The sequence below is a fragment of the Paenibacillus sp. sgz302164 genome (genome assembly GCF_056120505.1).
Genome location: NZ_JBVYOL010000021.1, coordinates 23,290 through 36,363, shown reverse-complemented (window position 1 = coordinate 36,363; position 13,074 = coordinate 23,290). Strand labels below are relative to the sequence as shown.

At 55.8% G+C, this 13,074-nt stretch carries 11 protein-coding genes; 3 read left to right on the top strand and 8 right to left on the bottom strand.

Annotated elements, in window-relative coordinates; all coding sequences use genetic code 11:
- Positions 1-131 precede the first annotated feature (131 nt).
- The gene (locus AC0LWT_RS28470; protein WP_474684670.1) at positions 132-968 is read right to left on the bottom strand and encodes a sugar phosphate isomerase/epimerase family protein; all 837 of its coding nucleotides are present in this window, start codon (positions 966-968) and stop codon (positions 132-134) included.
- A 3-nt stretch (positions 969-971) separates the two neighbouring features.
- Complete coding sequence (locus tag AC0LWT_RS28465) at positions 972-2,066, bottom strand: Gfo/Idh/MocA family protein (RefSeq protein WP_474684669.1); 1,095 nt, start codon at positions 2,064-2,066, stop codon at positions 972-974.
- A 129-nt stretch (positions 2,067-2,195) separates the two neighbouring features.
- Here AC0LWT_RS28465 and AC0LWT_RS28460 point away from each other — a divergent pair, with 129 nt between their 5' ends.
- Positions 2,196-3,080, top strand: coding sequence for a helix-turn-helix domain-containing protein (locus AC0LWT_RS28460; RefSeq protein ID WP_474684668.1), 885 nt, complete (start codon positions 2,196-2,198; stop codon positions 3,078-3,080).
- A 4-nt stretch (positions 3,081-3,084) separates the two neighbouring features.
- Here the strand turns inward: AC0LWT_RS28460 and AC0LWT_RS28455 are convergent, their stop codons facing one another.
- Positions 3,085-4,119 (bottom strand): LacI family DNA-binding transcriptional regulator, encoded by a 1,035-nt coding sequence (locus tag AC0LWT_RS28455; RefSeq protein WP_474684667.1) that lies wholly within the window; start codon positions 4,117-4,119, stop codon positions 3,085-3,087.
- A 105-nt stretch (positions 4,120-4,224) separates the two neighbouring features.
- Between AC0LWT_RS28455 and AC0LWT_RS28450 the strand changes: the two genes are divergently transcribed.
- Positions 4,225-5,139 (top strand): ROK family protein, encoded by a 915-nt coding sequence (locus AC0LWT_RS28450; protein WP_474684666.1) that lies wholly within the window; start codon positions 4,225-4,227, stop codon positions 5,137-5,139.
- 31 nt (positions 5,140-5,170) lie between these two features.
- Complete coding sequence (gene manA / locus AC0LWT_RS28445) at positions 5,171-6,112, top strand: mannose-6-phosphate isomerase, class I (RefSeq protein WP_474684665.1); 942 nt, start codon at positions 5,171-5,173, stop codon at positions 6,110-6,112.
- Positions 6,113-7,024: 912 nt separating this feature from the next.
- Here the strand turns inward: manA and AC0LWT_RS28440 are convergent.
- From AC0LWT_RS28440 to AC0LWT_RS28420, 5 genes are all read right to left on the bottom strand, one after another.
- The gene (locus tag AC0LWT_RS28440) at positions 7,025-8,713 is read right to left on the bottom strand and encodes a methyl-accepting chemotaxis protein (protein ID WP_474684664.1); all 1,689 of its coding nucleotides are present in this window, start codon (positions 8,711-8,713) and stop codon (positions 7,025-7,027) included.
- Positions 8,714-8,840: 127 nt separating this feature from the next.
- Positions 8,841-9,767 (bottom strand): AEC family transporter, encoded by a 927-nt coding sequence (locus tag AC0LWT_RS28435; RefSeq protein WP_474684663.1) that lies wholly within the window; start codon positions 9,765-9,767, stop codon positions 8,841-8,843.
- A 39-nt stretch (positions 9,768-9,806) separates the two neighbouring features.
- Positions 9,807-11,333, bottom strand: a complete 1,527-nt coding sequence (locus AC0LWT_RS28430) for a tripartite tricarboxylate transporter permease (RefSeq protein WP_474684662.1) — start codon at positions 11,331-11,333, stop codon at positions 9,807-9,809.
- 55 nt (positions 11,334-11,388) lie between these two features.
- Entirely contained in the window at positions 11,389-11,850 is a 462-nt protein-coding gene (locus AC0LWT_RS28425) for a tripartite tricarboxylate transporter TctB family protein (RefSeq protein WP_474684661.1), read from the bottom strand.
- Between the two features lie 29 nt (positions 11,851-11,879).
- Positions 11,880-12,968, bottom strand: coding sequence for a tripartite tricarboxylate transporter substrate binding protein (locus tag AC0LWT_RS28420; protein ID WP_474684660.1), 1,089 nt, complete (start codon positions 12,966-12,968; stop codon positions 11,880-11,882).
- Between the last annotated feature and the right edge of the window lie 106 nt (positions 12,969-13,074).

Genomic DNA, 13,074 nt, shown 5'->3' with positions numbered 1-13,074 from the left:
GAGCTCTTTTCGAAAATGAGCGTTCGCCAATCAGAATGCTGCCAGCCACGCGTTTTATCACTGTAATGTGGTAAAAAAGAGCAATTTCGCAGAACAACCCTGCAAAAATCGCTCTTTTCATAGCGGATCGTTTATAGGCCCGCTGCGGAAAACACCTTATCGAATCCCGCTTTGGATCGCTGGACAAGGCTTTCGGGCGTGCCCGCAGGCGGTTCCGCGGATAATATCTCCTGGGCGACGACGCCCCGGTATCCGATTTTGTGCAGCCCTTGCAAAAAGCCGGCCAAATCGATGACGCCCTCGCCGGGGTAAATGCGTCCGTTGTCGAGCGCTTCCTCAACCGGGACGTCCGGCGCGTCGTTGATGTGGACATGGACGATTTGCTCGGCGCGCAGACGCTCGATGTCGCCGACCGTCGAACCGTTCGTATACCAGTGGAACGAATCGAACAGCAAGCCCACGCTGCGCTCCCCGATCGCATCGATCCAGTCAAGCGTTTCATCGATCGTCCAGATGAACGGGTTCGCCCAGCGGGTCCGCAAATGGTGCGGCCCGACGAATTCCAGCGCGAGGCGGATGCCGTACGCGCCGAGAATTTGCGCACAGGTGCGCAGCCGCCGCGTTGCCAGCGCCATGAAGTGCGCCGCTTTCAGGTCGGTCGACGGCAATATGTAGGTGCAGCAGCTCGCGCACCCCAACGCGGCCGCGGCGGCAGCCGACTGCGCCAGCTTGCCGACGCCGTCAAGGAACGCTTCCTCGGTCGTCCGCCATTCGACCGGAAGTCCGAATGCGCCGACGACGACGCCATGCTTTTGCAGCAACGCCTTCGCTCCTTCAACACCGTGACGCTCCACAAGCGCCAGAGCATCCAAATCGACCGATTGAAAACCGTATTCGGCCGCCAATTCGATGAACCGCTCGTCGCTCTCTATTTGTCCCATCCCAGACCGGGTTAATCCTCTCAGCATTTGCTATGCCCCCTCCGATTCGTCCAAATTCCAGTTCAGCTTCACTTCATTGCCGGTACGGGACGATTCGTAAATCGCATCCAGCACCAGATTGTTCGTGAGTCCGCTCAAAGCCGAAGTAATCGGCTCCTTGCCTTCACGGATGCACGCCAAAAAATGGCGGCTCAGGCGCAGACGCTCACCCTCGTCGTTCTCCGGCCTGCGCAGCTCGGTTTCGATCGCCCGGTCGAACTTTTCGGTCAGCAGCTTGCCCTGCGCACCGCGATAGCTGGCTCCGCCTTCCGAGCCCATCAAATGCACGAACGGCGTGTTGTCGGTATCCATGTGCACGGCCCAGCTTACTTCCAGCGACAGTGTGCTGCCGTTGTCCATTTTGATCAGCGCCGTCGCCAAATCTTCCACATCGTAGATGCCGTTCCAATCCGGTTTCCCCCAGGTGCCGATCCCTTTGCGGCGGGGACCGAACTCCGCGTAAGTCGCACCGTAGACGGAGACGGGCTTCGGATTGCCCATCAGGTACAGCGCAAGATCCAGCATATGCACGCCGATGTCGATCAGCGGACCGCCGCCGGATTGGTCCATCCGCGTGAACCATGTTCCCCAGCCGGGAATGCCCTTGCGCCGGAACCAGCCGGCTTTGGCCGTATAAATATGGCCGAGCTCGCCCCGCTGCGCCTGCTCCTTGATTTGCATCGGAACGGCTTCCCAGCGCATTTGGTGGCCGATCATGACGACCTTGTCGGCCGCCCGGCTAGCCTTCCAAATTTGCCGCGCCGCAGCCGAATTGATGCCCATCGGTTTTTCCAGCAGCACATGCTTGCCGGCTTCGATCGCCTGCACCGCAAGCGGCGCATGGAACTGGTTCGGCACGCCGATAATAACCGCATCCACATCGGGGCTTTGAATCAGCGCCTCAGGGGACGCCGCAACGTTGGCGATGCCGTGTTCCCTCGCCCTGGCTTCCGCAAGCGGCAAATAGGCGTCGGTTATCGCGGTAATTTCGCACTCATCGGCCAGTTTGGAAAATTGCTCGATATGTACGCCCCCGATATTCCCGGCGCCTATAATTCCGATCCTCACTTTATTGCTCACTGCCATTTCTGTTCCTCCTTAACGCATAAGCTGAGTATGTATCCTGTTCCTCTGCCATTTATGGTAAGATAAAAACAAAAAGAAAGCGTACCGTATTTTTCGAAAAACGTCCCAATTTTTCGGAGGACCACAAACATGACTTACTTTCCCGCTTATTTGAAAACGTATCCAAATATGCATTCGGCGTTCCCGTTTCATCTCAGCCTGCACCGGCTTGAGCACGGCTTTCGCGCTCACCGCCACGATTTTCTGGAGTTTTCCTACGTTGTGGAAGGCGGCGGGTCCGAGGCGATCAACGGAATGCGCCATCCGATGCTGCCCGGAACATTCACGTTCGTCCTGCCGTACCAGGTGCACGAGCTGTTCACCGATCCCGGAAGCACTCTGGTGCTGTACAACTGCGAGTTCAGCATGGATCTGCTGATGGAAGCAAGCGCCGAGGAAGGATTGTCCGGCCTCATCAACGACGCCGACCCGCTTCCTGCCTACGTACAGCTGGGCGAGCAAGAGCAGGCGCGGATGCGGCTCTTGTTGGAAGACATGTTCCGGGAATACCAAGGGGATGAGCGCTGGCGGCGCACGCTTTTGCAGGCGAAGCTTAAGGAAATTTTGATCCGCTTCGACCGCTGCCGAAGGTCAGACGGCCAGCCCTCATCGGCGGCAGCGCCCGCATCCAAAGCCAGCCTGTCGGTATGGCCGATCATTCACTACATCCACAGCAGCTACCAGGAGGAGCTGTCGCTGTCCGATCTGTCCGCGCGGTTCTCGATGAGCGTGTCCCGAATCAGCGAAGTCATCAAGCAAACGACCGGGCAAACGTTCGTTCATTTTTTGCACGATTTGCGCCTCCGCCACGCCTGCAGCCTGCTTGTGTCCACCGACATGAGCGTTGCGGAAATCGCCCACGAAGTCGGGTACGGCTCGTACAAGACGTTCTCCCGCATTTTCCGGGAAAGCAAAGGCGTCGTGCCGAAAGATTACCGCAAATTGAAAATGGCCGGAGGCGCCAAAACGCTTTAGGCGGTCAGTCCGCTGCCGCCACCGAATGCCGGACGGTCAGTGCCGCGGGGACGCCCCACTTCAAAAACGGCTGCTCCATCGGCTCCATCAGCAGCCACGCCACGGCGGCATCGCACATGCCGGCTTTATCCACTTTCATCGTCGTCAGCGGCGGGTCCGACGTCTCCGAAAGGGCAAGCCCGTCAAATCCGATGACGGACATGTCCTCGGGAACCCGGATGCCGCGCTCGCGCAGCGCCGTGATCAGCAGCAGCGCGATCCTGTCATTCCCGCAAAAGAACGCCGTCGGCCGCTCGGCCAGCCCGTCCAAAAAAGCGTCCAGTTCCTCCGCAGTAAAGGCAAAACCCGCAGACTCCAGCAAACAAAAATCCGCGCGCTCCGCGGCTCCGCTCTCCCGCATCGCCTTCCAATAACCGAACCACCGCTCCTCATGGCTCGTCGTCAAGTTCGTCGGGCCGATAAACCCGATGCGCGTATGGCCGCGGCCGAGCAAATAGCGGACCGCTTCATATGCCCCCTCGATATTGGCCGACGTCACGACCGGACCGGGGAGGCCGCGATGATAGGAATCGAACATCAGAACCGGACCGCAGCGCTGCCGGACCATCTCGGCGTATTCCCGATCCACAATCCCGAACAAAATCATTCCCCGCGAAGGAAGCGTAAGCACCAGCTCGGGCAGCTTCAGCCGCTTTTCCATCTCATCGCTGATTCTCAAAATAACGGCGTTGAACCCTTTTTCCCCGAGCCGTTTTTCCAGCCCCCAGATCAGATCGTGGTAAAACAAAAAATGATCGTTATCCTCATAGCTCATAATTCGATCCGGGACAAGCACCGGCACAGCCGCATGCTCCTGCCGCTGCGGACCTCCGGCTTCCGCCACCATGCCGTAGCCCAGATCCCGGGCGGCCTGCAGCACCTCCTGCCTGAGCTGCTCGCTGACGCCCTTTTTGCCGGACAGCGCCAAAGAAACGGCATTTTTGGAGACGGCAAGCTTATCCGCAATATCCTGCATCGAAACTTTTTTCGGCCTTGGCATGATGTTCATTTCCTCCCGCTTATGATACAATCAACATAGCTTGACAATAATCAATTTCGTCAAGTTTTGTCAAGTTAAAAGCCCATATTTTTGGAGGGAAGACCTTTGAGTTTAGCTATTGGAATCGACATAGGCGGAACGAAAACCGCCATCGGCATCGTGGATGCCCAAGGCAGCATCATTGCCAAAAACGCATTAAAAACCGACCTCGCCGTTCCACCGGCGCAAATGGTGGAGCGAATCGCGGCCGACGTGCAAAAGCTGATCGCGGACAGCGGTGCAGACGCCGCCGCCATTCGCGGGATCGGCATCGGCGCTCCCGGACCGCTGGACCCTGCCGGCGGTAAAATTACTTGCCCGCCCAACTTGCCGGGCTGGCAGGATTTCCCGCTGGTGCAAGAGCTGGAGCGCTATCTTCGCTACCCGATCCGCATGGAGAACGATGCGACCGCCGCTACGCTCGCGGAAAAATGGGTCGGCGCCGCCAAGGACAGCGACCATTTCGTTTTCATCACGATCAGCACCGGAATCGGCTCCGGCATTTATTTGCACGGCAAGCTTTTGACCGGTTCCAGCGGCAATGCCGGCGATGCCGGGCACATGGTCGTTGACCCGTCCGCCGGGCGCTGCGTCTGCGGGCAGTACGGCTGCTGGGAATGGGTCGCTTCCGGAACCGCGATAGCGAGACAAGCCTCGGAGCGGTTAGGAAGAACGGTTACTTCCAAAGAAGTATTCGAGCTTGCCGCCAGCGGAAACGCGGAAATGACCGAGCTGACGGCCAAAATGTACCATAACATCGGCGTCGGCTGCGTATCGCTCATCAACATTCTGGACCCGGACAAAATCGTCATCGGCGGCGGCGTGTCCCAAGTCGGCGAGCCGCTTTTTCAGGCTGTCAAAGCCTATGTATCCGCTCATGCATTGAACCCGACCGGACGCAGGACGGACATCGTCCCGGCCTCGCTGCACACCGATGCAGGGCTGGTCGGCGCCGCGGCGCTCGTCCATCTTGCTTATTAAGCGTTCAAAAACAGAGAGGAGCTTGACAAACATGGAACCGATTTTTCTCGAACCGGTATTCAAAGACCGCATCTGGGGAGGCACGAAGCTGAATGAGCTGTTCGGCTACGACATTCCTTCCGCGCTGACGGGGGAATGCTGGGCGGTCTCCGCCCATCCGAACGGCCAAAGCACGGCCAAAGGCGGGGCATTCTCCGGCACGACGCTCGGCGAACTTTGGGAGAAGCGGCCCGAGCTGTTCGGATCGAAGGCGGGCAAATTTCCGCTGCTTACAAAAATTCTCGACGCGTCGGACGATCTCTCCGTACAGGTGCATCCGGATGACGCTTACGCCATGGAGCACGAAAACGGCGAGCTCGGCAAAACCGAGTGCTGGTACATCGTCGACTGCGAGCCTGGGGCGGAAATCATTTTCGGCCACAGAGCGCAGTCCAAAGCGCGGCTTGCAGCCATGATCCAGGCCGGCGAGTGGGACGAGCTGCTGTGCCGCGTCACCGTGAAGCCGGGAGACTTCTTTTACGTCCCCAGCGGAACGATTCACGCTCTCGGCAAAGGGATCGTCGTGCTGGAAACCCAGCAAAGCTCCGACACCACGTACCGGGTGTACGATTACGACCGCAAAGACGCGGCAGGCAACCTGCGCGAGCTTCATTTGGAAAAAGCGGTCGAGGTCACGACCGTCCCTCATCAATCGAGCGCAGCGGAGTATCTCGTGGAGACCAGCGGCGGCGCCCGGATTACGACGTTCGTCTCCAATTCCTTTTTTACCGTGCAAAAATGGGACGTAAACGGCTCCTCCTCCTTCGCGGCTCCGGCCAAATACACGATCTTCAGCGTATTGTCCGGCGAAGGCGCGCTGCAAACGGAAACCGGCAGCTTCAGCCTGCGAAAAGGCGACCATTTCATTCTGCCGCTAGGATTCGGCAGCTACCGGCTGGACGGACAGCTGGAACTCATCGTTTCCAGCGAGTAAGGCCAGCGGCCGGGCGGAAGCGCCCGCTGCTGCGGCAGCGCTCGGTAGCGCCGCGTGCTTGGGCGCTCGGTGGCGCCGCAGAGCTGGGGTCAAAAGCCTGCAATTGTGCAGGCTTTTTTGGCGAAAACGGCCCGTTTGGAGGAAAAGCCTGCGATTGTGCAGGCTTTTTCCTGTTCTGACGGGGCGGAGCCCCAAATGTTGGCGAAAAACCTGCAGTTTTGCAGGAATTTCGCCAAGGCGGCACATCCTGCGGTAAAAAGATGCACTTTTGCAGTTTTTTTGCTCAGCGCCACACCAAATGCAGATCACAGCGCGCGGTGTGCGTGGTGCGTTTGTGAAATGTGTGGTATGTTTTTTTTTGGGCTTGTGTGGTGTATGTCGTGTATCATGCGTGGTACGTTTGGAATATGCTGGTATGCGTGTTTTTGGTTTGTGTGGTGTGTACCGTATGACGTGTATCGTGGGTGGGTGTGCGCATGCATGGTAGGTGGCGTGTTGTATGTACGTGTGGTATGTACGTGTATCGTTTGTGGTGTGTACGCGTGGTTTATGTACCGTGTATCGTGTTATGTGTACGTGTGGTATGTGTCATGTATCGTTTGTGGTGTGTGCGTGTGGTATGTTCGCGTATCGTTTGTGGTGTATGCATATGGTATGTGTGCCGTGCATCGTGTTGTATGTGCGTGTGGTCTGTGCGTATAGTATGTCGTGTATCGTCTGTGATGTGTTGTGTTGTGTGCGTGTGAGGCGGGTGGTATATGGCACTGCATAGACGGCGGCCGACATGCGGCGGCCTGTTTCGCAGCAGTCCGGAGCGCCGCGCGGCACCGGCGCACTGCAGCTGCGCGGTTTCACCCGCGGCGGCGGGGACGCGCATCAAAAAAAGGAGGGCCGGCGGCCCCCCTTTTTAAATTACACCTTGAATTTCCCGACAAGTGTTTGTAAATCTTCCGCCATGGATGCCAGCGAAGCTGCCGAGGAAGAGATTTCTTCCATGGAAGCCAACTGCTCTTCCGAGGCTGCGGACACACTCTCCGTTCCTGCCGCCGCTTCTTCCGACAATGCCGCCACGACCTTGATCGAGCCCACGACCATATCTGCGCTTGCTGCCATTTGCTGGACGGCGGCGGACACTTCTTGGACTTGTCCGGCAACGTCGCCGACGGATTGCTGAATGTTTTCGAACGAGTGGCCGGCTTGCCGGATAATCTCGGTTCCTTCCTGCACTTCTTTGGTGCTCGCTTCCATAAATTGTACGGCTTTGACCGTATCGCTTTGAATATGGCGAATCAATGCGGTAATTTCGCTCGCGGAGGAGCCGGATTGCGCGGCAAGCTTTTTCACTTCGCCTGCGACGACGGCAAAGCCCCGGCCGTGTTCGCCCGCCCGCGCCGCTTCGATCGCGGCATTCAGGGCAAGCAAATTCGTTTGCGCGGCAATTTCCGTAATGGCCGAAACGATTTGCTCGACCTCTTGCGAACGGGTCGCAAAGCCTTTGATAACTTCCGATAACGATTGAATCGAGCGTTCGATGGACGCCATCTGTCCGACAGCGGTTTGCAGCGACCGGTTTCCTTCAATTGATGCTTCCGATGAATGGGCCGACGATTGCGAAATTTCTTGAATGCTGGAAGCGATTTGCCCGATTCCCATAGATATTTCATCGATGACGACTACGTTATGCCGCAAATCGGCAACCTGCTTTTGCGAACCGGAGGTGACGTCCTGCATCGTCAGAGCGATATGTTCCGTCGCTTGGCTCGTTTGTTGCGCGCTGGCCGTCAACTGCTCCGACGAGGATGCGACCTGGACGGAAGCGAATCCGACCTGCTGCATGATCGAACGCAAATTGCCGAGCATTTGGTTGAAATAACGCGCCAGATCGCCGATTTCATCTTTGGAGGCAACGGAAAGCTGCTTCGTTAAATCGCCTTCGCCCTCGGCTATTTCTTTAATTTGCAATGTTACCTGGCGCACAGGCTTCGTAATTTTATTGGCCAAAAAAAGCGCGATAAGCATCCCCACTACGATGGCGGTAACCGTTACCGCTACATTGACCTGAAAAGACAGCTTTTGCCTGGAGTCGACCTCCCGTCTTTGCTCCACCACTTCTTTGGCAAGCTTGTCTTTGTAGGCGATCAGCGTATTGATGACAGGTTCAAAAGTAACTTCCGTATAGGCTTGCTGCGCCTTTTGAACGGCATTTTGTTGAAAAAGTATAAATGTAGCTTCGTTTCCTTTTTGGTACTTTTCCCATTCGGTGCTAAAAGATTTAAGCGCCTGCATCTCCGTTTCGTCATGCTGCTCAGCCATAACCTCCTGAAACTTGCTTGTGGCATCCTGCACATATTGCCGGTATTGGGCCAAAAACTTCTTTTTGTTCTCATCCGTAGCGCTCATCAGATACGATGCCCCGCTGTCGTCAGCAGTGCGGCCCAAATAAGTCAGATTTTGCAGCTCGGTCAATTCGGATGAAGCTTTGTTCATATCTCTCACAAGCAGATCGACTTGATACTGGGTCACGATGTTGCCTACGATCGCCGCCGTGAATAATACCATCACTACAATAAACCCCAAAATTAATTTGACACGAATGGACATCCGTAATCCTCCTCTAGTTGAACTTACTGATTTAGATTATCGGCATATTGAAGCTTTTCTTTTAGGCTATATGAATTCTCATGTTGATTTTAGATAAAAATAAACCACCTTCTTCCTAAAAGGCGGTTTATTGGAACAAAATCCCCGACACATACACGGCGGCAGCGACGGTTACGCTGCTGAGCAGCGTGGACAGCAGCACGGCCTGTGCGGCAAAATCGGGCTCGTTCCCGTATTCCAGGGCAAACACGGCGCTGTTTCGCGAGGTCGGGTATGAGCTTGCGATGAATAAAGCTTGCGCGGTCGTGCCTTCCAGCTGCAGGGCCGCAATGAGGCCAAACGCAATGGCCGGCGACAGCAGCAGCCTTGAGATCACGCTTGCCGCAAGAGGGAAACTCAAGTGATTGAAGCACAAATATGCGCTTTGCGCGCCAAGCGTGACCAGCGCGATCGCCAGAAAAGCGCCGGAAACATTTTGCACGGGATTCCACAAAAAAGACGGGATCGGAACGTCCGACAATTTGAGCAAAAAGCCGAGCGCAAACGCGTACATCATCGGATTTTTCAAAAGCTCCTTAACCAGCTTGCTTCCCTGGCTGCGAACGGAAACGGCGTTCATAAACCCAAACGTGTTGGTCAGGAAGTTCTGATAAATCATGACGATCACCTGCACGGAAAGCCCGACGGGATTATGTTGAAACACAAGCTGGCTAACCGGCAAGCCGAAATTGCCCGAATTGCTGAGGACGATGCTGTTGGTAAAGCTGGAAGCGAGCCCCCTGCCAAACTTTGATGCCTTTGCGACGGCTTTGCCGACCGCGATCAAGACCGCCGTTTGCAGCAGCAAAAAACCGGCAATTTGCAAAAGCGTACCGCCGGCAAGGTTGCTCTGGTAAATATTCGTGAAGCTCACGCACGGCAGCAGGAAATACGCATTGATTTTGGAAAGTGTGTTCATATCGAAGCGGAATATGCGATGCATCAGCGCGCCGGCGGCGATCAGCAAAAATACAGGGAAAATCACATTCAGCAAAATCAGCGAAAATACGCTCATAACCCTTTCTCCTCGTCATCATGCATGGCTGCGCCATCGTTATCCTTCCTCGTTCACCAGCACGTTTCTGCCTCTCATTTTCAGCAACAGCGGAACCGTGATCCATAGCAGCCCGACGAACAGGAACGCGAGAGAAACCGGCTTTTGCACAAAGATCATGAAATCGCCGTTGGAAATCGTTAGCGCCCGGCGCATGTTGTTTTCCATCATCGGACCGAGAATGAGCCCGAGCACGAGCGGGGCAAGCGGGTAATCGTTTTTCGGCAAAAAATAGCCGACAATGCCGCAGCCCATAATGAGCAGCAAATCGAAGGTCGAATATTGAACCGCATACACGCCGAATACGGAGAACACAATGATCAGCGGAATCAAATATTGGGTCGGAGTTTCGATCACTTTGGCAAACACTTTGACCAACGGCATATTGAGAATGAGCAGCATCAGGTTGCCGACGAACATGCTTGCAATCACTCCCCAGGCAAGCTGCGGGTGGTCCTGGAACAGCAGCGGGCCCGGCTGGACATTGTACATAATAAAGGCCCCCATCAAAATGGCCGTTGTGCCCGAAGAAGGAATGCCCAAGCTGAGCAGCGGAATCATGGCGCCGCCCGAAGCCGCGTTGTTGGCCGACTCGGGCGAAGCTACGCCTTCGATTGCGCCCTTGCCGAAGCGCTCCGGGGTTTTGCTCAGCTTTTTCTCCACGATATAGGCGAAAAATGAAGCGAGAATCGCTCCCGCGCCGGGCAGCAAGCCGATAAAAAAGCCGAGAATGGAACCGCGGGCGATAGGAGCGGCGCTGTCTTTCAAATCTTTTTTGGTGGGGAGAATCCGGTTGATTTTGGCCAGTTCCCCGTCGTTAACTTCCCGCTGCAAAATCGTTTTAAACACTTCGCCTACGGCAAAGGTGCCGACCGCCACGGTCAAAAATTCCAGTCCCTGATACAGCTCGGGAATGTTGAACGTAAACCGCTCGACGCCGGATACGCTGTCGATGCCGATCGTGGCCAGCAGCAGGCCGAGCGCGGTCATCATCAGCGCCTTGACCATCGATTTGCCGGCCAGCCCGCTGATCGCGAGCAGACCGAGCACCATCAGCGAAAAATATTCGGCAGGGCCGAATTTGATGGCGACCTCGGACAGAGGCCGCGCCATGAAAATCAGGCCGATCAGCGAGATGATGCCTGCGGCAAAAGAGCCGATGGCCGAGATGGCCAGCGCCGCGCCCGCCCTGCCCTGTTTGGCCATCTGGTAGCCGTCCAGCGTCGTCACGACGGAGGAAGACTCGCCGGGGGTGTTCAGCAGAATCGAAGTCGTCGAACCCCCATACATGGCGCCGTAGTACACCCCGGCTAACAAAATGATCGAGCTTGTCGCCGCTTCCTCGGGGCTCAATCCGTTCGTCATCGTCGCCGTAATCGGAATCAGCAGCGCGACTCCGCTCATCGGGCCGATTCCGGGCAAGACGCCGACTACGGTCCCGATCAGCACGCCTATGAAAACAAACGCCAGATTGTGCCACTGCATCGCTGTACCCAGACCGTGAAGCAAGTATTCAACCGTGCTCACAACTATAACCTCCTAAAAGTTTTCCGCAAAAAACTTGGCTTCTGGCAGGAATAGGCTAGGAAAAACCTAACCAAGCCGGGAAACCGGGCAGGGAACCGTCCAGCACATGGACGTAAAGATAATAAACGCCATAGGAAAAAGCTATGGAGATGAGCAGGGAAATCCATATCCTGCCCTTTTCCATCGTCTGGAAACCGATCATCAAAAAGAGAAACGTCGAAATGACAAACCCGACATCCTCCAGAAAATAGGCGTACAAGACAGCCGACGCAAAAATGATGCCGAACCGCTTGTAGTCCAAATTTTCCTTGTGCTTCTCCGCCTGCTGATGGCGAAATGTTTCATAAACGAGCCTGACGCTCAGCAGCGCCAGGATAATGCCCAGCACCATCGGAAATATGTTCGCCCCGACATTGCTGCCGTAGGCGCTGGCCGAAATGCTGTTGCTGCCGACGACAAACAGCGTGCCTACGGCAAAAAAAACGATTCCGGCATAACGGTCGAACGTTTTGTTCATTTTCAGCCATCTCCTGTTTAAAGACGCTCTTATTTTTGCATGCCCAGCGCCGTTAAAATATCTTTGACCTGCGTTTCCTGCTGCGCCAGATAAGCTTTGAAATCATCCGCTTTCTTGTACTCGGTCTGCCAGTTGTTGGCCTGTACCTCTTTTTTCCATGCGTCCGACTCCACCATTTTGCCCAGCGTGTCCTCCCAAAACTTTTTCGCGCTCTCGCTCATCTCTTTCGGTCCGAAAATGCCGCGCCAGATCAAAAATTCCGCATCGATGCCCTGCTCTTTCATCGTCGGCACATCTTTCATGCTGCCGCCAAGCCGCTCGGGTGCGGCTACCGCCAGCACTTTGATTTTGCCGGCTTTCAAATACTGGTCCAGGGAGGAAGCGTCCGTCCCAAGAATGTCGGCATTGCCGCCGAGCAGCGCCGTTATCGCTTCGCCGCCGCCGTCATAGGAGACGTACTTCACTTTTTTCGGATCGATGCCGAATTTGAACGCCGGAAGAATCGAGACTACATGATCCATCGAGCCCGGAGCCGATCCGCCCGCTACCGTGAATTTGGCCAGGTCCGTTTTCAAATCGGTCAGCAGCGACTTCAGGTCGTTATATTTGGAGCTTGCGGATACTGCAACCGCGCCATAATCCTTGGTCAGCTGCGCCAGCGGGGTCGTGTCCTTGTAGCCGTAAGGAGAGTTGCCCTCCTTTTTCAAATTGTTAATAAGGATCGGCGGCGAGTTGACGAACAGTTTGTAATTGTCCTTCACATCTTTGGTGGCGTATTCCGCCATGAAAACAGCTCCGCCTCCGCCCGGTTTGTTTTCCACCGTAATCGGTTTGTTCAGCGCTTTGGTGTCCGCCAATACTTTGACGATCGTGCGCGCGGTCATATCCCAGCCGCCGCCGGCGCCCGACGGAGCGATCAGGCTGAGCGCCTTTTCCGGATACTTGGAGGCCCCTGCTTGAGCAGTTGCGGCTGTCGTCGCCGCCGGAGCCTTCGCTGCCTCCTTGCCCGAGCCGCCGCTCGTTGAAGCCTGCTGGGCACCGCCGCCGCACGCAGCCAAGCTGAGCGCCAGCAAGCCGGCCGAAGCCGCTTTCCATGAAGCCGCAAAAATTCGTGTCATTCCAATACCCCTCCATGATAAATTGTATGTGTCAATGAATGCGCTTTCTTATAAACGTTTTCAGAATAACATGAGGCTTATGAATTGAATAGTTTAACGCGATTAA

Bases quoted from the DNA above. Each gene is read 5' to 3' on its own strand.
- AC0LWT_RS28425 (WP_474684661.1), bottom strand. From the start codon at position 11,850: ATGAACAAAACGTTCGACCGTTATGCCGGAATCGTTTTTTTTGCCGTA.
- AC0LWT_RS28455 (WP_474684667.1), bottom strand. From the start codon at position 4,119: ATGCCAAGGCCGAAAAAAGTTTCGATGCAGGATATTGCGGATAAGCTT.
- AC0LWT_RS28440 (WP_474684664.1), bottom strand. From the start codon at position 8,713: ATGTCCATTCGTGTCAAATTAATTTTGGGGTTTATTGTAGTGATGGTA.
- AC0LWT_RS28420 (WP_474684660.1), bottom strand. From the start codon at position 12,968: ATGACACGAATTTTTGCGGCTTCATGGAAAGCGGCTTCGGCCGGCTTG.
- AC0LWT_RS28470 (WP_474684670.1), bottom strand. From the start codon at position 968: ATGCTGAGAGGATTAACCCGGTCTGGGATGGGACAAATAGAGAGCGAC.
- AC0LWT_RS28460 (WP_474684668.1), top strand. From the start codon at position 2,196: ATGACTTACTTTCCCGCTTATTTGAAAACGTATCCAAATATGCATTCG.
- AC0LWT_RS28435 (WP_474684663.1), bottom strand. From the start codon at position 9,767: ATGAGCGTATTTTCGCTGATTTTGCTGAATGTGATTTTCCCTGTATTT.
- manA (WP_474684665.1), top strand. From the start codon at position 5,171: ATGGAACCGATTTTTCTCGAACCGGTATTCAAAGACCGCATCTGGGGA.
- AC0LWT_RS28465 (WP_474684669.1), bottom strand. From the start codon at position 2,066: ATGGCAGTGAGCAATAAAGTGAGGATCGGAATTATAGGCGCCGGGAAT.